The organism is Paenibacillus sp. FSL H7-0690, assembly GCF_037980415.1.
GTDB lineage: Bacteria > Bacillota > Bacilli > Paenibacillales > Paenibacillaceae > Paenibacillus_AQ > Paenibacillus_AQ odorifer.
The window spans coordinates 546,745-566,103 of the sequence record NZ_CP150281.1 but is presented as its reverse complement, the minus strand read 5'-3'; the positions used below and the strand labels follow the sequence as shown (position 1 = coordinate 566,103).

The following is a 19,359-nucleotide window of genomic DNA, read 5'->3' as shown; positions in this document are numbered from 1 at the left end:
GACTAATGAAATACCTTCTGTTCACTGCAATTTTAACGTCTTTCGGTACCGCCGTCCAGCAAAAAGTAACTTTGCACGGAAGGAAGCAGCGTAACAGCTTGGATCAAAAGCCCTAGACTCATATAGACCAGATGTATGATTACCACACTGTCGAGCATATACGTCTGTACCATAATCCAAATAATTAGACCAAAGCCGATATATAGGGACAATGCCCAGAAGCTATATAATTTCTTAAAGGGATTCAAAGTATTCACCCAATGCCATTCTGGTCTCTTGATCAACCCATATAACACGAGCATGGGCAGGATACCAAATACGATGAATAGCAAAATACCCGGAATTAAAAAATCTGAAAATGGCGATCTTTCCAGCATAGATGTGGGTATGTGTATCAGATCACCACTAGGATCTATGACCATTGACCCGCCTCCTGCTAACGCTCCAACCCCCAAAAATATATGAAAAATATAAAGCAATGTTACCGTAAACGGCCTTCTTTTGGTTGGCTTCATTTCAGTACCCCTTCCCATGTTTAAAAAGTAGAGCATTCCTTACAGCTCTTTTCGATTTTACATGTTTTTCCTGAATGTCACCAAGACAGATATCACACAAAAAGCCGTATTTAAGCTTTTTTTGAGTGCGATGTGAACGATTGTATTTTACGCTATACTAAGATTAGAACGAAATGTTAACCCTGCCGACTGAATCTAATAAATAAAATACATTGGATCCTAAAAAACAAGGAGACAGGACGGGCGCTAAGTTGCGCTGAACCTAACATATCTATGAACGATACCCATCTTTTATCCACCAAACAATGTACCTATTGCCAGCAACAGAAGCCGCTCTCTGAATTTCGTAAACGTACCGGCAAACGCTCCAAAGGTCAGTCTCGCCGTGGCGCTTGTCGGGAGTGCCGCAAACAACGACAAAACATAGATCTCACTCTTGCAGCAGGTCCCATTCCAGTACAACCTGATACCATTCAATCCCCTTCTTTGGCTGTCAAGGAACGCTCCAAACAAGGAAAGCCTTCTTCCACGGTTGCTTCTTCACCGCAATCCAACCCAAATCAGCGCATACGGGGCTTGGAACAACGAAGGAAACATTCTCATTCTCAAGGCGCGAAACTGAGTCCCGAAGATCCAACGCAATTGATTCCCTCTGCCAAAGGGAAAATTCTAATGCGTGGCCACAGTGATAAAGGACGGCGCTGGCATCAGGAAATTGACTACGAGCTTGCAGTTACTCTAGTCAGAGAACATGCCGCTATCGTAGTGAATCGCCGAACCATCCGCCGGATTTACAGCAATAAGGATTTCCGTGCTTATATATTGACCAGAGACAACTATACTTGCTACTTCTGTGGCTCCTATGGAGACACTATAGATCACTTGCTCCCCCGTGCTAAAGGTGGCCATACTACTCCGGATAATTGCGTTTGCGCTTGTACGTTATGTAATCAGACCAAAGCCGATCAGTCCGTTGAGGATTTTATGAGCAGATAAAAAAGAAAAGCGCCCCAATCTCTGTTGATTAGGGGCGCTTTTTTATAAAAATCAAAGGTAAAGTTTATTGTTGTTAGTTAGCAACAATATTCTTAACTCGTCCTACCTGTCCACTGGTTAAACGCACCTTGATGCCATGCGGATGTCGAGGTGAGTTCGTGAGAATATCCTTTACCGTTCCATGTGTTAGCTTACCCGTCGGCTGATCCTGCTTAAGCACAATATCCACTTCAAGCCCAGGACGAATATCGGCTCTTACCTGTCCGTTCATGATGTAATCCCCTTTCAATGGGTTATAATGTTGTCAACTATACTACATAAGGAGGAGACGTAATGGCCTTCGGCATCAACAGAGAAGAATTAACCCGCTGGAAAAAGGCTGTCTCCGCAGGAGAGATCGCTTTCTTAACCCATTACTGGCTAGACCCGCGTTTTCCCGGCATGACTACTGTCACCAAGGTCGGCTGTAGTGACCTGACCAGACTAACATATTGGTGTGAGGAAAATGGACTGCCGGCTAAATATATTCATAATCGTTCGCCATTCCCCCACTTTGACCTTTTGGGACCCAAACAAGCAGAAATCCTTCGGAAGGAAGGATTATGGGAACAGTTGGAACGTTTCAAAATGCTCTAAAATCACTTCTTTTTACGTAAATCCTGCATGATCTTGCGGCCGGTAGGTGTCTGTGCTAATCCGCCACCTGCGGTCTCGCGGTGTTTTTCTGGCATAGCTGAGCCTACCTCAAGCATGACCTTGATTACTTCATCTGAAGGAATCACGCTACGTACGCCAGCCAGTGCCATATCGGCGGCGGCGAGCGCGGTCACTGCACCGAATCCGTTTCTAACGATACAAGGAATCTCTACAAGTCCTCCCACCGGATCACAAATCAGTCCTAAGGTGTTCTTAAGCGCCAGTCCAACAGCATGCACTGCTTGTGCAGGCGTTCCTCCACGCAGTTCGGTTAAAGCTCCTGCCGCCATCCCGATGGCCGACCCGACCTCCGCCTGACAGCCACCCTCTGCACCAGATACAAACGAATTGTTGGCAATGACATAACCGATCGCTCCTGCAGCGAACAAACCGGAAACCATATAGTCATCATCCCAGCCAAACCGTTCCTGGCAGCTGAGAAATACACCCGGAATAATTCCGCATGAACCTGCGGTAGGTGTAGCAATTATGCGGCCCATTGAGGCATTAACCTCGGACACAGCCAAGGCATAGGCCATTGCTTGACCAGCGGGTCCACCTAGGCATGGTTCATCTGCTGCGTTATAGGCTCCTACACGTTGGGCATCCATTCCCGTAAGGCCGCTGCGCGAAGTGGTATCTTCATGCATCCCACGATGAACAGCCTCTTTCATCACCCCATAATATTCACGCATAGTGGCAAATTCCTGTTCACTGGAACGTCCAGATTCCGCGCTTTGCTCTTCAAGCATAAGGGCTCCAATGGTGAGGCCACGTTCCTCACATAATACAGCCAGTTGGCTAAGTGTTTGAAAATTCATGTTAAGCTTTCCTTCCCCTTCTCATCTTGCTTACCTTCGTTTAAATTAACCAATTTCACCGATTTCACTGCAGTGAGCGCTTTAAGCGCTTCAATAAGCTCTGGAGTAGCAGCTTCATCCAGCTCCAGTACCGTTAAGGCTGCACCGCTGCGATTCTTCCGATCCAGAGACATATGCCCTATATTAAATTGTCCGTTACGCATCACTTCTGTAACACTCGCCAGAACACCTAAATAATCCATATGATGAATCAATACCGTCGGATACATTCCCGTAAGCTTTACTCCAAAACCATCCACATCGACGATCTCAATGTTTCCACCACCGATGGATGTCCCCGTTAAAGTCAGCTCACTTCCTGTCTCTTGTCCGATAAGATGCAGTTTAACTGTGTTAGGATGAGGAAACAATCCCGTTCCTTGCTCAAAAGATACGTCCATCCCAGCTTCAGCCGCTAACTCCAGAGAGTCGGGTAACCGATGATCATCGGTAGCGTAATCCAAAAGTCCTCCGACAATAGCCCTGTCTGTGCCATGGCCCTGATAAGTAGCTGCAAAAGAACCAAAAAACGTCACTTCTGCCACACGCGGCACTTCACCCAGCACCTGCCTTGCAGCTCTTCCGATCCGTGCCGCACCGGCTGTATGCGAGCTTGAAGGCCCGACCATGGCCGGACCAATAATTGAAAACACATCTTTAAAACGCATAAAAGACCTCCTGCCTGCAAAATAGGCAATTATCAAACTCATATATAGTATACTGCACTGGCAGTCGGAGTTCACCGTTACATTTGCTGTGATATATCCACTTCTAATCTAATGATATTTTACTTAGATAGTATTTTCATTTCGCATCTTATGTATCACAAGATATCCTGGGAGTATAACATAATTCCACCTCTATACTGCCAGTCTATCCCTTCCCAGAATCCTCTTCCTTGTTCATTGGTTCCAATCACCATCAGATGACATTTTGCGATACCAGCTGCATGTAAATTACCGAGGCAACGCTTTACAAGCTCACGCCCGATGCCCATGCCTCGGCAGTCATTACTAACTGCAACATGATACATATAACCTCTTCGCCCATCATGTCCACACAATGCAGTTCCTACAATCCGGTCGTCTTCATTCTCGCAGATCTGGCTGAAGCCAGCATTACGCTCCAGATAACGCGCAATCTCCAATCTCGAATCCGCTTCGCTAAGTCCCATTCCCTCTGTATTTTCCCATAGCTGGTGGGCAGCTTCATAATCATCCGCAATCATCTCTCGATAATTCATGTCTATCCCCTCGCTTGTATAGAATGACAAAAAGCATAAAGAGCACTCCGCGGAAGCTTTTCCAGCATCAGCAGCGCTTCATAAGGGTCACCTTCCAAGCCCAGCACTTGCGCGAAGGCAGGTTCGGTCTTCCACCCGTTTGTTTTCATTGTAATGATCTGCTGGCGAAAATCATTATCCAGCTGAGCTAGAATTTCCGCTTCAATGATCATATGTAAGTAACCATTCTGCAGAGCTGTGGGTCGCGGCTGCCCAAACAGTTCTATAGGCCAGCCACCGGCCATAAAGTTAATTTTCGTTCGTGGGACCCCATCAACCACACGCGATACACTAGTAAACTCATCCATGGTTCCGAAATATCGACTAACAATGTCCGTAAACTTTACGGAATCATGCACCTCACAAATAATATCCAGATCGCTGCCCTTCACCTGAATTCCAAGCGGCACTGTGCCAACCAGCACCGGGTTATAGTCGGCCAGCAAACTCATAATATTTAATTTTCTTAACAGGGTATAGACCTCTTTTTGCACTGGAGTTCCACGATTCAGATAATCTATGTTTTGCCAATCATTCATCTCTGACAAACGCTCCCTCGACTAGGTATTAACACAGGCAGGACCGGATAATAGCGCACGCTTTTCTAGGCGCATGCATAGAAATATACGGAAGATAGAAGGCAAGGAGGAGTGTATGTAAAAATGAACCCCACCTACCCCTATTATGGGGAACAAACGATATGTATGGAACAGCCTATTGCGTTTCCCCCACAGCACCAAGACCGTCAGCCTGGTCTAGAGAGTCTAATGAATCCTCGCCCCATCAGTGAAAATCCGGAGATCACCGGCAGTGGAAAGCTAAAAGGAAAAATTGCACTCATCACCGGAGGCGACAGCGGAATTGGTAAAGCGGCGGCCATTGCTTTTGCAAAGGAAGGCGCGGATGTCGCTATAGCTTATTTATACGAAGCTTCAGATGCAGAGGTCACTCAGCGGCGAATTGAAGAATTAGGGCAACGTTGTTTGCGGATCGAAGTTGATTTACGCCATAAGGAAAACTGCTTCAAGGCTGTGGAGCATACCCTTCGCACTTTTGGCAAGCTGGACATCCTCGTCAACAATCATGGTGTCCAGTATCCGCAAAAAAGTATTCTGGATATCACGGAAGCACAGCTCTACCAAACGTTTCAGACGAATATATTTCCATTCTTTTACCTGACACAAGCCGCACTTCCACATCTAAAAAAAGGCGCAGCCATCATCAACACTGCTTCCATTACTGCCTATCAAGGAAATAAAGAGCTTATAGATTATTCCTCAACTAAAGGTGCGATCGTCTCCTTTACCCGCTCTTTAGCCTTATCACTCGTAGACTCTGGCATTCGTGTCAATAGCGTAGCTCCCGGACCCGTATGGACACCACTAATTCCCTCCAGCTACTCTGCAGATGAGGTTAGTGTATTTGGGACGGATACACCCTTTAAACGTGCCGCACAGCCATATGAGTTAGCAGGAGCCTATCTTTATTTAGCGGGACCGGATTCTTCGTATGTTACCGGGACATGTATTCATGTCAATGGTGGAGACATGGTCACCAGCTGATGCATTACACCACGAGAGGAATGTATATCAAATGAATAAGATAAATGATTATGATATCTCTTCTGTCCGCCTAAGCAGTGGCATGTACGCATTAACCAAATTAGCCTGCGCAGGGCTAACTTACGTCCTTATTACCTTACTTATGCTTGGATTTCCACAATCCGATGGAATTCCTGAAGGCTGGCCACTATCGATTCCTTATGCCATTTATGCTTATGGATTGCCTGCGGCGTTAGTAGCAGATGTACTGCTGCGTATTCTGCGCTCCAAATCCCCTATCCTGCCCCTTGCTGTATATGTCGTCACAGGTTTTGGTGCAGGTCTATGGCTGGCAGCGGAACAAGGTGCAGAGTATCTGCTATGGGGTCTGGGTGGAGTCCTTGGACTACTCCTTCTCAGAGTGACCCAGCTTGGTGTAGAAAGGTTTCCTCTGTTGCTGCCAGTATTCGCCCTATTTCTGCCACTGCTCTGCTTACTGCTGTCATAAGCCTTATTAGGGACACTCAAAGCGCTTCAATGATATCTCCGGCAATAATAGCCGCCGGATTATTCCGCTGACGGGCTGCTCCCTCTCCTGCTAATCCGTGCAGGTATACCCCAAAAGCTGCTGCCTGCGTAGCATGAAGTCCCTGAGCCAGCAGGCTGGAAATCATGCCCGTTAGCACATCACCAGCTCCACCAGTGCCCATGCCGGGATGGCCTGTGGTATTTACATAAGCTTGCCCTTCAGGAGTTGCTATCACGGTATGTGCTCCTTTTAACACAAGCGTAACCCCATGCTCCTTGGCATAGTCCATAGCCAGACCGATTCGGTCACGTTGGACCTCAGCCGTAGTTAGGTTAGCCAGGCGAGCCATTTCGCCTGGGTGAGGTGTCAGAATTACAGAATGACGGCGCCGCGCCCAACTCTTATAATCGGAGTCAGCCAGAATATTTAAAGCATCCGCATCGATAACCAGCGGGCAATCACTGCCTTCCCAAAGACTGCGAAGCCAATCTGTATCACCCGGGAACCGTCCAAGACCTGGTCCCACAGCGATTACATCTCGCTCTTCGCTTAACTTCAGTAGCTCGGACGCGGTCTCAGCCTCCCAGTTTCCCTCTTCACTGCCACCTACATCAGCCAGCATGAGTTCAGGAACAACACCGATGACGGAAGGTAACAGCTTCTTAGGAAGCGCCCACGTCACCAGTCCGCAGCCCGTGCGCAGCGCAGCACGGGCTGCCAGTAGTCCGGCGCCGCTCATCCGTAAGGTGCCGGCAGCAAGGAGTACATGCCCATAAGTTCCCTTATGGCCTTCTGGCGACCGCCGCCGGGCCAGATCGACACCCAGATGGGCATGCAGCACTTCCGGTGTCAGCAGATGAGTCTGCACACCGCTGTTAAGAGCCAGAGCAGTCGGAATGCCGATGGCCCGTACCTTGACATACCCCGCTGCGCCTGCACCGGGGTATTGCAGGAGGCCTCGCTTGAGAAACGCGAGGCATACCGTCACTGACGCATGAATGCAAGGCTCATGCGTCTCTCCTGTGTCCGCGTTCAGACCACTGGGGATGTCCGCGGACACAATGACCTTGCCGCTGCTGTTCGCTGCGGCAATCAGCTCCGCATAGGCGCCGCGCGGGGCTCCCGCGCCGCCGGTGCCGAGCAGCGCATCCAGGATGCCGCTGCACTCGGCAAGGTCCAGCCGATCCCTGCCGTATACTACGGCAGGCAGGCCCATGACTGCAGCCGCATCGCGCTGCAGGGCGGCCTCGCCGGAGAGCGACTCCGGCGGCACCGCATAGACGAGCGTGACGGCGATGCCGGTCTCGCGAAGGTACCGTGCGGCGGCGAGGCCATCGCCGCCGTTGTTGCCTTTGCCGACGAGGATGAACCATCGCTCGGCGGCGGCGGAGGCAAGCGTCAGCGCATGATCTGAGCTGACCTTAAATGCCTTGCCTAGGTCACCCAGCGCGGCCTGCTTTAGCCCGGCATCGTTCCCTTTGGCTGCATTCCTGCAGCCTGCCCCGCCTCTCTCCCGGCAAAGCGCGATGATCTCCTCTGCGATAACTCTTCCCGCATTCTCCATCAGCGCAATCGCTGGAATCCCCAGCTGCTGGATGGTTTCGCTGTCCAGCTGCCTCATTTGCTCAGCAGTTACCAGATACATGATTTAGCCCCTTTCCGCTATCTACCGTTCCAAAGCTTCACACGCAATTCCAAGTACAATCCCGAGCGCAAGTCCGGCGCAAGTCAGATATCAGTAAGCGACAGTAAATCTGGCCCGACTAAAATTCCCTTCCTCCAGCTCGTCCACCATAGCTACAGCGAAATCCTCCACACTAATCTTGCTTTCACCATTCTCATCTAGAATAAGACGGTCCAATCCGATGCGGAAATGACCTGTACGACGACCTGGATGAACTACCGCAGCAGGACTGAGATACGTATAATCCAATTCTGTATTTTTGTAAATCTCATAAGCCTGCGCATGCGCCTCTGCAACTGGTTTAAACTCTTCCGGAAAATCCGGTGTATTCATCAGCAGCTCTCCAGTTTCAGTCTTTAAGCTACCTGCACCTCCAACAACCAACAGCCGATTTAACCCTGCCGTCTGCATACCCTCCACCAACGCTTTTGCCGCCGTAATCAGATCCAGCTCGTGGCCCGCTCCTGGTCCATAAGCACTAATTACCTCTTCATGGCCACGGACCGCAGCTGCTACTGAAGCCGGATCAAGAATATCCACCGTTGTGACATGTAAACGCTCGTGTTCGAGAGTTACTGACTCTGGATTGCGTACCGCAGCTGTTACTTCGTGTTTTCTTTTTAATGCCTCCTGTACAATTGCCTTTCCAATCGTTCCTGAAGCGCCCAATATTACAACATCCATCTTGTTGTTCCTCACATTCTACGAGCAAGACCATTATCGTGCAGCCTTCTGCTCAATTATTTTTTTGATGCTCATCTGAATAGCTTTCCCTTACAGCCTTTAAACATTATTTATCCGCTCAAATCCGATCGAAACCAGATGGCGCCTACTACTCCACTTCCAGACCAAAAACCCCTTAACCAATACAAGGGGCACTCTCTACTAAAAAAGCAGCATGAATTTGCCTTAGCTTAGCGACGCAAAAACATTCCCTGAGAACGTGGCATAACCGATTCAAATCCATATTGTGCATAGAGCTTCGAGGCTTCTCCATCTGCAATCAGACTTACATAAGCCTTGTCAGGTACAGTATTAAGGAACTCTCTAATTTCCCGCATGATCAGCTTTCCCAAACCTCGTCCTTGATGTGAAGGCTTGACCGCAATATCTGTGACCTGAAAAAAGCATCCCCCATCGCCAATCACCCGCCCCATCCCGATTAGGTTATTCTCCTCATACAAAGTTACCGCAAAAATAGAACGAGGCAAACCGATCGCTGCACCTTCCACACTCATTTCACTCAGCCCAGCTTCTTTTCTCAGCGCCAAATACTGTTCCACTGAAGGCTGTTCATGGCGTATATCAAGCTTACTAGTTGTTTCCATCCGCACTCCTCCGTTCAGCATTGCTGTTCCCACTATATACGACTGCATGGTTCACAGGCAAGGCTCACTGCTAGGGATGTTTTTGAAACTGAGGGATAAGCATTATATTCTTGAATTCCTTTACTGACTGTGTGGAATAGTATCTGTAACAATATTTTTAAAAGGGTGGGTGAAGCATTATGTCTCCTGTAGCCAAGCTGTTTAAATGGGGAACATGCCTTTATGAAGCTTTTCTGGCTCTGCCGTTGATTGGCGGACTCTTTATCATTGCTAATGGTTGGGTCCCTTTGGCCATTGCCTTTTTGCTTCATGCTGTAGCCGTTGTTGTGCTGCAAAGAGAACATAAACCATTCATGGGTAACGTTCTGGGCATTATCACCTCGATTTTAGCTTTTGTTCCGATCGTTGGTTGGATTATGCACGCCATTACTGCGTTCATCCTGTTGATGGAGGGCGTATCCGCCTCACGCCAAGCCCCTCGTTATTAACAAACGTACTGCGTCATCAAAATATGTAGCTATCCCACGGGCCGAATCATTTGTAAAAGTCGTAAAAAGACAGATCATCCTCTGCGACCTACGAACCCGGATGACATCTTGCTGTGTTCTTATTGGTAGGCAGTCTGCTTCAATAGTCATCATTCCCTGCGACCTACGGACCCAGATGACATATTGCCGTGTTCTTACTCATGGGCGGTTTGCTTCAACACTCATCATTCCGGCGACCTACGGACCCAGATGACATATTGCTGTGTTCTTACTCATGAGCGATCTGCTTCAACACTCATCATTTCCGGCGACCTACGAACCCGGATGACATCTTGCTGTGTTCTTACTGGTAGGCGGTCTGCTTCAACAATCATCATTCCTGCGACCTAGGGACCCAGATGACGTTATTTGCACCTTTTCAGCTTTTGGAGCGTGGTTTCGGACTCCAGGGACATTATTGCTTAGAATCAGGCCCATATGTGGTGTTTTTTATGCCAATAGCGGCTATGCGGTCCGTTAGCGGGGCAAATGTGGCATAATACTGCGTTTAGCGTCAACTGAGTCCGATGGGGTGCGTCATATGGTGCGTCATACGTGCCAAATATCAAGCATACGAAGAAAAAGGAGTTGCCCCAGCAGCCATTTCGTGGCTTATGTGACAACTCCATAATCTTTTATCCAAAAAGATGATATATACCTTTATGATTGCCCAGAGATTGAATCAACGTCCCGCCGATTGAGAATCGGCCCGCCGGCTGCCGCTTTCACCAATATAACGTCCATTTGCGTTGCCACTGCTATTCTCAAACCGTTTGCGTTCCGTACGCTCCATCTGAACAATCTGACCTTCATGAACCACAATATGCAATGAGCCAAATTCCATATCATCCAGAAGTCCTGCAATCCGCGTAAGCCATAAATCGTCCACTTTCAGCGGTTTAGCCATTCTCTAGCCTCCCTTTCTCACCAAAGGATTATATCCGCCTAAATTCCTTTTTTCCTCAATTCCGTTATTACCAACCAGTATACTATGAATTAACTTAGCATGGAACTAAAAGTCATGTCAATGGGCATTTTTTCGCGACAACCAGCTTTTAATAATCATCGTTACCAAAGCCAATAACAGGAGCAAAGAAGCTACTGCAAAAGATGCTGAAAATTGATATTCGTTGTACAAAATCTCAACATGCAGCGGCAGCGTATTCGTCTCCCCACGGATGTGCCCGGACACCACAGAAACCGCACCAAACTCACCCATGGCCCGCGCATTACACAAAATAATGCCGTATAGTAACCCCCATTTAATATTAGGCAGCGTGACTCTGAAAAAGATTTGCCACCCATGTGCGCCGAGTGTAATTGCCGCTTCTTCCTCCTGTGTACCCTGATCCTCCATCAGCGGGATTAACTCACGCGCTACAAAAGGAAACGTCACAAACAACGTGGCTAGCACGATACCCGGAAGCGCAAATACGATCTTAATATCATGGGCGCTCAGCCAAGGGCCAAACCATCCGTTTGCTCCGAAGACGAGTACAAAGATTAGGCCGCCGATGACTGGCGAGACTGCAAAAGGGAGATCAATCAAGGTGATCAGAAACCCTTTGCCGCGGAAACGGAACTTGGTTACAGCCCACGCCGCTGTTACACCAAAAAAGGTATTCAGAGGCACAGTTATCGCCGCAACAAGCAGCGTCAATCGCAGCGCTGAGCGGGCATCCGGATCAGTCAGGGCAGCAATATATACGTCCCAGCCCTTCTTAAGTGCCTCGGTTAACACAACAACTAATGGCAGAGCAATCAGCCAAAAAAGGACTAGCCCAGCCGCTCCGATCAACACCCATTTTACAATTGGGGTTTCCGTTGTCGCGGACGAGGACGCATTCTTTTGTAGCCGGGGGGTATGGAGAGGGACGGTACCGGCCAAAATTATTCCTCCTTTAAAGGGTTTTACGAAGACAAGATAGCTTGAAATATTCAATATCAACGGCAGATATCGAGTGTCTCCGAGTAAGTTTGAACATGTTCGGACGTCTGCTGTCATGGCAATTACCTCAACGAGAAGTCTTACGAACCCAGCGCTGAAGTGTGTTAATAACAAGTAACATTAAGAAAGAGATGAGGAGCAATAGCAGGGCTACGGCGGTAGCTCCGGCATAATCATATTGCTCCAGTTTAGACATAATAAGCAGCGGAGCAATCTCCGTCCTCATCGGCATGTTACCGGAGATGAACACGACGGAGCCGAATTCACCGATGCCCCGAGCAAAAGCTAGAGCAAAACCTGTTAGCAGTGGCGGAAACAGCTCAGGCAGAACTACTGAACGAAAGGTTCTCCAGCGGCCTGCGCCAAGGGTTGCCGAAGCCTCCTCCATATCTCTGTCCAAATCCTCCAGCACCGGCTGCACCGTCCGGACAACGAACGGTATGCCGATGAACATCAAAGCCAAGGTAATCCCGAGCGGAGTGAATGCCACCTTTAATCCCAGCGGCTCAAGCCAAGACCCAATCCAGCCATTGCCTGCATAGAGCGCCGTCAAGGAGACACCAGCTACAGCTGTCGGCAAGGCAAACGGGAGATCGATCAGCGCATCAAATATTCTTTTGCCCGGAAATTCATAACGTACCAGTACCCACGCCAGCAAAAGACCTAGAATTGCATCTACAAAAGCAGCCGCAGCAGCTGTCGACAGGCTCACACGATACGAAGCTAATACCCGCGGGTCCGTAGCTACATCCCAGAATTTCGCCCAGCTCAGACCTGTAGAATTGAACAGTAGCGCCGAAAGTGGCAGTAGAACCACTAGACTCAGGTATAAAACACTGTAGCCCATCGTCAGCCCGAAGCCGGGCAGTATTTTGCGCCGCGTTGCTGCTGGTGCAGCCGTAGTGGTGACATTCATCCCCTATTCATCCTTTCTCGCCTTCGGCCTTTTAGCCGATCAGCCCCTACCGGGACAAATCTCAATGATCATATCCTGCATTTCATTCATCTGTTATTTGGCACCCGGCACATAAATCTTGTCAAAGATCCCGCCATCATTAAAATGCTTCTCTTGCGTTTCTTTCCAGGTTCCGAATTTGTCAGCCAATGTAAACAGCTTGATTTCCGGGAACTTATCTTTGTATTCTTCTTTCACACTATCTAATGTAGGACGGTAATAGTTCTCAGCCGCGATTTTTTGTCCCTCTTCACTATAGAGATACTTCAGGTACGCCTCGGATACCTCACGCGTGTCTCTTTTGTCCACAACCTTATCTACTATAGCTACTGGCGGTTCAGCCAGAATGCTCTCCGAAGGATTCACGATATCAAATTTGTCTGGTCCCAGCTCTTCCACGGATAAATAGGCTTCATTCTCCCATGCGATCAGCACATCACCAATTCCACGTTCCACAAACGTTGTCGTAGATCCACGCGCGCCGGTATCCAGCACTGGCACATGCTTGAACAGTTCTTTTACAAATTCCTCAGCCTTAGCCTCATCGTTATTGTTCTGGTCTAGTGCATAACCCCAAGCCGCCAAGTAGTTCCAGCGTGCTCCACCTGATGTTTTCGGGTTTGGTGTAATAACCTCTACGCCCTCTTTGAGCAGATCTGGCCAATCCTTGATTCCTTTCGGATTCCCTTTGCGTACAAGGAACACGATAGTCGAGGTGTAAGGCGAGCTGTTATGATCGAATTTACTTTGCCAGCCCTCGTTGATCAGTCCCTTTTCCTGCAAGGCATCAATATCATAACCAAGTGCTAATGTCACAACATCCGCTTCCAGGCCATCAAGCACAGCACGGCTTTGTTTCCCCGATCCACCGTGGGATTGTTTAATGGTGACCTTCTGTCCTGTTTCTTTCTCCCAATAGGCAGCAAAAGCTTTATTATAATTCTCGTACAATTCGCGAGTAGGGTCATAAGATACGTTCAGTAGTTCTACTGGATCTTTAGATGGAGTTTTGGTGGCTTCAGCCGCATTTGTGGCCTCCGCTGAATTGGTTGTTGCTGGTGCGTCTGTTGCCGGACTAGCACTATTGCCGTTATTGTTATTGCTGCCGCAAGCAGCAGTAAGCCCTGCCGTCAGCAACAAGCTAAACCCTACAAGAAGCCCTTTATTCATCTTTTTCTTCATCTTTTCCACTCCCCCATGTTTTTTCGTACCAGACAAACCCTTGGGTAACACAAAAAGAACGGAGGAAAGCCTACGTATGGCAGGTCAAACCGGTCCTAAGACCGTGTCTGCGAGCCTAATGCAGGCGTTCCTCCGTTCGTACGGTAAGAACTTTCTTCAATTATTCCTATCTACTTAGTTGGTTTATATGGATATAATACTGAAACCCTTTAACTGTGTCAAACCTTTTTTTCCAGCCTATGTCAAAGAAAACTCACACACACCACACCATACAAGCTATGGGGTCGGTTCCTGTAAGATCCACTTGTTATTGATGCTATAAAGTAATATTATTGCTACAGCTTATGGGTTAAGAGAAATTACCGCTTTATGTCAGGGGAGAGAGTCATGGGTATGGATTTAGAGTACGTCCCTGCGCCGTTGAAACCGCGGCTCCACAGACGTATGGCTCAAGAAATTGGACGAAGAATTAGGGGAACCTACCGTTACGATACAGCAGTTTGGAGAACAGCTATAGCCGGTCTGTGGATAGTATGCTTTTTAGCCTTTAGTACTGCCGTGTTAGGCATTCCTACTGGATTAGGTAAACCTACCGATATCGCTCTTGCTGCAGGTGCAGGCACTGTCCTGCTGGCGATTTCCGGCAATATCTTGGCTGTTCTGCTAGCGTTGACCGGACTGCGTATCCCAAGATTATTCGCAGGCTGTGTATTGAGTGATTTTGGAGCTATTCTACTAATCTTATATTATGCAGATTTTGAAATTGAGGCTGCGGTTGTCATTGCGGTCGTGCTTGCACTGCTAGGAGCACTAGGCGGATTAGCCATTGGCCTGCTCCGCAGCAAAAGAATAACATTAGGACTTCTGCTAACAGTGGCAGTGACTTTTTCCCCACTTGCGCTGGCAAGCGGAGTGCAAGAACTGCCTATTTCAGAGTCGGTCGACATCAACGATACGGAAGTTGTTCCACTTACAGCCTCCGATCCGGGAAAACCAGGTAATCTAGCTTATCAGACCTTCACCTATGCCAGTGGTACCGATCTACATCGTGCCGAATACGGTAAGGATACAAGCTTGATATCCTCTACGGCCGATGCTTCTGCTTATATTAAGGATTGGTCAAAGCTGCGCACTTTATTCTGGGGTTTCGATTATAAGGCACTTCCCTTGAATGGTCGCGTATGGATGCCAGAAGGCGAAGGCCCATATCCAGTAGTACTGATGGTGCACGGCAATCATATGATGGAAGATTACTCTGATGGCGGGTACGCTTATCTTGGCGAACTATTGGCAAGCCGGGGATTTATCGCGATCTCGCTCGATGAGAATTTTCTGAATTATTCTGCTTGGTCCGGTATTCCGGACAATGATTTTAAAGTACGGACTTGGATCCTACTGAAACATTTAGAGCAGCTAGCAGATTTTTCAGATGATCCGGGCAGTCCTTTTTATCAGAAAATAGATTTCACAAAAACCGCCCTGCTCGGCCATAGCCGCGGAGGACAAGCCGTAGCTATGGCCGCGGATGCCACTCGTTGGTTCAAGGATGATCCGGTGATGGCGGCAGTTAATCGCTTTAATATAACCTCTGTAATCGCGCTTGCACCAACGGACAAAACGATAGATGACCAGCAAGCCCGTCTCAAAGACATCAATTATTTGACCCTGCAGGGAGCCCGCGATGGAGATGTACATGATTTCTATGGTGATCGGCAGTATATACGTACCTCCTATTCCCAAGGATCGTCTGCTTTCAAAAGCTCGCTGTATATTGCGGACGCCAATCACAGTCAATTCAACAGCGATTGGGGCGGGTATGATCAGACCTTGCCAGCTGGACTCTTTTTAAATCGGGCACAAATCATAGATGCAGACAAACAACGGCAAATCGCTAAGGTCTATGTATCAGCTTTCTTGGAGACCACCTTGCATAAAAAAGAGGAATACCAAAGCTTGTTCCGGGATTATCGCAGCGGGCTGAAGTGGTTACCAGATACCGCCTACTACAATCGATTCCAAAGCGGGGGATATCGTCCTGTAGCCACATTCGACGATGACCGTAACAAAAACACAGTAGAACTAGGAACAGCAGAAGCATCGGGTGTTTCTTGGTCAGAAGAGCTGGCTAAAGACCGGGAGTCAAAAAGCAAAGCCACCTATGGTGTTGTCCTTGAACGCACAGCCAGCAAAAACGAAGAAGCTTATTACAACATTAAGCTTAACGACAGTGTCCGTACTGAAACTGCTCTTTTAGGGGCAGATGGCCTTACGTTCTCTATGGCAAATCTGAATGGTGACATTAGTGAAGAAATGGATGTTCCACTACCTCCAAAGGTTGAGGTGGAGTTAACTGACCATAATGATACCTCAGCCCGCTTGACGCTGGATGAAGTAATGGACATACTGCCGCTTCCACAAACTCAGTTCACGTTATTCCCATGGCTTGAAGAGCGGATAAACGATGGCAAATACGGTGACCTTTCCGAAGCTGTATTTCAAACCTACGAGATGCCGTTCGAACAATTTCAAGAGGAAGAACCAGAGCTGGATCCTGACAATCTGACGGAAATCACCTTCTATCTTGATGAAGAAGGCGACCGGATCATGCTGGATGACATCGGTTTTTACGATTTAGGTATCCGAAATACATTTTAAAAATCACTTGCTATTATCCTTAGGTCTTCATTTGCAAAATAGGGCTATTCCCAACCTCCACTCACGAAAAAATGAATGGTTTACGGGAATAGCCCTTATTTTTACGACATACAATAACCTAGTCTCAGCCTACAACGCTTGCACACAAACAGGTGACTTCATTTCCAATTCATTTCCTGTAGGGATTAATCTGCCACTCTCACTATCGATGGAGAACGAGGTAATATTATCACTATTCTGATTAGCAGCAAGCAGCTTATCCCCAATAATTGCAAAGTTACGCGGAGTACGCCCGCCGGTACCCTGCCAATCCACTGCTTCAAGCAGACCCGTTAATTCATCGATATGGAACAGGGCGATACTGTCTTGTCCCCGATTGGAGACATACAGGAATCTGCCACAAGGGGAGACATGAATATCGGAAGCTGTATCGTCACTACCGGCAGTATAATTATCAGGAAGCGTGCTAAGATGCTGTAAAACATTTAGATTTGCATCCTGTTCATCATTAGCAAATGCCGTTACTGTACAATTCAGTTCATTCGCCAGGTAGATCCATTGTCCAGAGGGATGCACCGCCAGATGACGTGGACCTGAACCAGGTGGCAGATTAAGCTCACGATGTTTTACCAGTTTGCCCTCTTCAGGGCGATAGATCACAATTTGATCCAGTCCCAAATCGCACACCAGCACATGTCTACCACTTGCGTCCGGAATGACAGAGTGCGGATGCGGAGCCTCCTGACGGTCTTCACGAATGCCTGAACCCACATGTTTTACTTGGTCGGACATCTCTTGAAGCGAACCATCTTCATTTACAGGAAAAGCATTAACATTGCCTCCCGAGTAATTGGAGACGAATATGTAATCTTCCTTAGGACTAATGGAGACATAACAAGGAGCGCCACCTTCCGTAGGACGACTTCCAAGTGATTTCAACGCTTTAGTTGCAGGATCAATTGCATATGCGTAAACCTCACCTTGATCCTTCTCACTAACTGCATACAACACGCTGCCTGCTTTATTCACAGCTAAAAATGATGGATTTTCAATTCCCTCGGTACCCTCAAGAATTCTCATTTCCCCCGACAAAAGACTAAGCGCACATAACTGAATCGCCTTCTCGTTCTCAGAGTTATACGTTCCTACATAAAACAATGCCTCATTAGCCCGTTCCATAATAGTGGCTCCTTTATCTTTTATGTATTGTATTACTTCTTACTTACCCTTTACTAATAGGGGTTTACTCATAATTTTATAATATTTTTTCACTATAGCATGTTTATAGTTGTAATACATTATCGAAACTGCATTTAGAGCATACTTCCTAACCATTCCGGAAGAAGTAAGTTTTTCCATGTGGTTTAAAGATGGTCACAAAGGTTAATAGTAGACATCGCAAACAACAAAACGAAGGAGTTGAAGTAACATGAGTTTTCTATGGATGTTAATCGTTGGTGGGGTTATTGGTTGGTTGGCTGGTCTGATTATGGGCAGAGATATTCCTGGTGGTGTTATCGGTAATATCATCGCTGGTATTATCGGTTCATGGCTGGGTGGCGTGCTTCTGGGAAGCTGGGGACCTAAAGTAAGTGATTTCTACTTCTTCCCTTCTTTGATCGGTGCCGTTGTGCTGATCTTTATCGTGAGCCTTATTCTTCGCTCGACAAGTGGACGCAGCCGTTCGTAAGTCTGGGCTGAGATAATAATATTCACATCAATAAATCCTCGTCAGAGTATGCTCTGGCGGGGATTTTTGTATGTATCGTTCCTTTAAGAAAAAATTCCTCTGCTGGAATTGTTGCGGGGATGGAGCCAATACACTTCAATGTTTTGCCATCGTTTTTCTGTTATAATGAAGATACAAGTGACTGAAATCATAGAGAGGTCGTGTATCATGGGTAACATAAACCCCTCGCTTCTACATATTGGCTCCACATTAGGGGCTTTGTTCATGGCGCTGATGGTTATTTTCATTCGTCTAAAAGCAAGCGCACGTCCGGTTACTATTCGAAAAATATGGATTCCACCTCTCGGTATGTCGACGGGTTTTGCCATGTTTGTGGCACCTGCGGTCAGATTCCCATTATGGTGGGCGGCAGTCGCCTTTTTGATTGGCTGGTTCATCTTCGCGTATCCTCTTATACGCAGCACCCACTTTGAACAACGTGATGGACAAATTTACGCTCAACGCTCCAAGAGCTTTGCGTTTATCCTGCTCGGACTTCTTCTAGTCCGCACTTTACTCCATGAATTTATTAACCGTTATGTGTCTATTCCACAGTCCGGTGGTTTGTTCTTTATTTTAGCCTTCGGCATGATTGTTCATTGGAGATTTTTTATGTTCAAGCGTTATAAGGCTATGACCTCCTCGGGAAGTCTGCTGCCGCAGCCATGATTATCAATAATAATCCTAAGAAGCCATCTCAGGGTTCTTACCCGATATCCTTGAGATGACTTCTTACCTCTTGTAACTCAAGCTTATGTTCTCCTCTGCTTTTTTCTACTTTCCACCCTTTTCTGACATCAATTAGCCATCCTCTTATTACATCCTCTTTAAGCACTTTACATACACTATAGGGATAGATCTCCTGAAATAACTAACTCATCATGTCACCTATTCAGCATTAAACAGAAAAAATATAATCTTTGCAAGTCCGA

Annotated in this window: 22 protein-coding genes; 8 read left to right on the top strand and 14 right to left on the bottom strand. The window is 47.5% G+C overall.

The window, feature by feature from the left end; all coding sequences use genetic code 11:
* Positions 1-32: 32 nt before the first annotated feature.
* Positions 33-422: a hypothetical protein gene (locus MHI32_RS02640; RefSeq protein WP_249267764.1), complete on the bottom strand. Its 390-nt coding sequence runs from the start codon at positions 420-422 to the stop codon at positions 33-35.
* Positions 423-788: 366 nt separating this feature from the next.
* Between MHI32_RS02640 and MHI32_RS02635 the strand changes: the two genes are divergently transcribed.
* The gene (locus tag MHI32_RS02635; RefSeq protein ID WP_076185211.1) at positions 789-1,511 is read left to right on the top strand and encodes an HNH endonuclease signature motif containing protein; all 723 of its coding nucleotides are present in this window, start codon (positions 789-791) and stop codon (positions 1,509-1,511) included.
* Between the two features lie 73 nt (positions 1,512-1,584).
* On the opposite strand, the gene MHI32_RS02630 is transcribed toward MHI32_RS02635, so the two are convergent.
* Complete coding sequence (locus MHI32_RS02630) at positions 1,585-1,782, bottom strand: YwbE family protein (RefSeq protein WP_036682616.1); 198 nt, start codon at positions 1,780-1,782, stop codon at positions 1,585-1,587.
* 62 nt (positions 1,783-1,844) lie between these two features.
* On the opposite strand from MHI32_RS02630, the gene MHI32_RS02625 reads away from it, so the two are divergent.
* Positions 1,845-2,147: a hypothetical protein gene (locus tag MHI32_RS02625; RefSeq protein WP_076124555.1), complete on the top strand. Its 303-nt coding sequence runs from the start codon at positions 1,845-1,847 to the stop codon at positions 2,145-2,147.
* 2 nt (positions 2,148-2,149) lie between these two features.
* Here the strand turns inward: MHI32_RS02625 and sdaAA are convergent, their stop codons facing one another.
* The 4 genes from sdaAA to MHI32_RS02605 form a co-directional block, all read right to left on the bottom strand.
* Positions 2,150-3,028: an L-serine ammonia-lyase, iron-sulfur-dependent, subunit alpha gene (gene sdaAA / locus MHI32_RS02620; RefSeq protein ID WP_036682621.1), complete on the bottom strand. Its 879-nt coding sequence runs from the start codon at positions 3,026-3,028 to the stop codon at positions 2,150-2,152.
* Positions 3,025-3,735, bottom strand: coding sequence for an L-serine ammonia-lyase, iron-sulfur-dependent subunit beta (gene sdaAB, locus MHI32_RS02615; protein ID WP_076124558.1), 711 nt, complete (start codon positions 3,733-3,735; stop codon positions 3,025-3,027). The genes sdaAA and sdaAB overlap by 4 nt, the downstream gene beginning before the upstream one ends.
* A 155-nt stretch (positions 3,736-3,890) precedes the next feature.
* Complete coding sequence (locus MHI32_RS02610) at positions 3,891-4,310, bottom strand: GNAT family N-acetyltransferase (RefSeq protein ID WP_340011847.1); 420 nt, start codon at positions 4,308-4,310, stop codon at positions 3,891-3,893.
* Positions 4,311-4,312: 2 nt separating this feature from the next.
* Entirely contained in the window at positions 4,313-4,888 is a 576-nt protein-coding gene (locus MHI32_RS02605; RefSeq protein ID WP_076192767.1) for a DUF4269 domain-containing protein, read from the bottom strand.
* A gap of 123 nt (positions 4,889-5,011) precedes the next feature.
* On the opposite strand from MHI32_RS02605, the gene MHI32_RS02600 reads away from it, so the two are divergent.
* Together MHI32_RS02600 and MHI32_RS02595 are read left to right on the top strand one after the other, a co-directional pair.
* Entirely contained in the window at positions 5,012-5,911 is a 900-nt protein-coding gene (locus MHI32_RS02600; RefSeq protein WP_340011846.1) for an SDR family oxidoreductase, read from the top strand.
* Positions 5,912-5,942: 31 nt separating this feature from the next.
* On the top strand, positions 5,943-6,398 hold the full coding sequence (locus MHI32_RS02595; RefSeq protein ID WP_076142073.1) for a hypothetical protein: 456 nt from the start codon (positions 5,943-5,945) through the stop codon (positions 6,396-6,398).
* 16 nt (positions 6,399-6,414) lie between these two features.
* Here MHI32_RS02595 and MHI32_RS02590 read toward each other — a convergent pair whose 3' ends face one another.
* The 3 genes from MHI32_RS02590 to MHI32_RS02580 all read right to left on the bottom strand — a co-directional run bounded on the left by MHI32_RS02590 (position 6,415) and on the right by MHI32_RS02580 (position 9,431).
* A complete protein-coding gene (locus MHI32_RS02590; RefSeq protein WP_340011845.1) occupies positions 6,415-8,064 on the bottom strand; it encodes an NAD(P)H-hydrate dehydratase in 1,650 nt (549 codons plus the stop codon).
* A gap of 90 nt (positions 8,065-8,154) precedes the next feature.
* A complete protein-coding gene (locus MHI32_RS02585) occupies positions 8,155-8,787 on the bottom strand; it encodes an NAD(P)H-binding protein (protein ID WP_340011844.1) in 633 nt (210 codons plus the stop codon).
* Positions 8,788-9,017: 230 nt separating this feature from the next.
* Entirely contained in the window at positions 9,018-9,431 is a 414-nt protein-coding gene (locus tag MHI32_RS02580) for a GNAT family N-acetyltransferase (protein WP_081383325.1), read from the bottom strand.
* Positions 9,432-9,610: 179 nt separating this feature from the next.
* Between MHI32_RS02580 and MHI32_RS02575 the strand changes: the two genes are divergently transcribed.
* Positions 9,611-9,919 (top strand): hypothetical protein, encoded by a 309-nt coding sequence (locus tag MHI32_RS02575; RefSeq protein ID WP_076134873.1) that lies wholly within the window; start codon positions 9,611-9,613, stop codon positions 9,917-9,919.
* Positions 9,920-10,640: 721 nt separating this feature from the next.
* Here the strand turns inward: MHI32_RS02575 and MHI32_RS02570 are convergent.
* The 4 genes from MHI32_RS02570 to MHI32_RS02555 all read right to left on the bottom strand — a co-directional run bounded on the left by MHI32_RS02570 (position 10,641) and on the right by MHI32_RS02555 (position 14,043).
* Positions 10,641-10,865: a YezD family protein gene (locus MHI32_RS02570; protein ID WP_076101319.1), complete on the bottom strand. Its 225-nt coding sequence runs from the start codon at positions 10,863-10,865 to the stop codon at positions 10,641-10,643.
* A 117-nt stretch (positions 10,866-10,982) separates the two neighbouring features.
* Positions 10,983-11,846, bottom strand: a complete 864-nt coding sequence (gene cysW / locus MHI32_RS02565; RefSeq protein WP_076101318.1) for a sulfate ABC transporter permease subunit CysW — start codon at positions 11,844-11,846, stop codon at positions 10,983-10,985.
* A 127-nt stretch (positions 11,847-11,973) separates the two neighbouring features.
* On the bottom strand, positions 11,974-12,822 hold the full coding sequence (cysT, locus tag MHI32_RS02560) for a sulfate ABC transporter permease subunit CysT (RefSeq protein ID WP_076124574.1): 849 nt from the start codon (positions 12,820-12,822) through the stop codon (positions 11,974-11,976).
* Between the two features lie 93 nt (positions 12,823-12,915).
* Complete coding sequence (locus MHI32_RS02555) at positions 12,916-14,043, bottom strand: sulfate ABC transporter substrate-binding protein (protein WP_036682645.1); 1,128 nt, start codon at positions 14,041-14,043, stop codon at positions 12,916-12,918.
* A gap of 387 nt (positions 14,044-14,430) precedes the next feature.
* Here MHI32_RS02555 and MHI32_RS02550 point away from each other — a divergent pair, with 387 nt between their 5' ends.
* Entirely contained in the window at positions 14,431-16,698 is a 2,268-nt protein-coding gene (locus tag MHI32_RS02550; RefSeq protein ID WP_340011843.1) for an alpha/beta hydrolase, read from the top strand.
* A gap of 129 nt (positions 16,699-16,827) precedes the next feature.
* On the opposite strand, the gene MHI32_RS02545 is transcribed toward MHI32_RS02550, so the two are convergent.
* On the bottom strand, positions 16,828-17,877 hold the full coding sequence (locus MHI32_RS02545; protein ID WP_076304330.1) for a lactonase family protein: 1,050 nt from the start codon (positions 17,875-17,877) through the stop codon (positions 16,828-16,830).
* A gap of 250 nt (positions 17,878-18,127) precedes the next feature.
* Here MHI32_RS02545 and MHI32_RS02540 point away from each other — a divergent pair, with 250 nt between their 5' ends.
* Together MHI32_RS02540 and MHI32_RS02535 are read left to right on the top strand one after the other, a co-directional pair.
* Entirely contained in the window at positions 18,128-18,388 is a 261-nt protein-coding gene (locus MHI32_RS02540) for a GlsB/YeaQ/YmgE family stress response membrane protein (protein ID WP_036682650.1), read from the top strand.
* Positions 18,389-18,595: 207 nt separating this feature from the next.
* A complete protein-coding gene (locus MHI32_RS02535; RefSeq protein ID WP_036682651.1) occupies positions 18,596-19,096 on the top strand; it encodes a cytochrome c biogenesis protein CcdC in 501 nt (166 codons plus the stop codon).
* Positions 19,097-19,359: the final 263 nt, after the last annotated feature.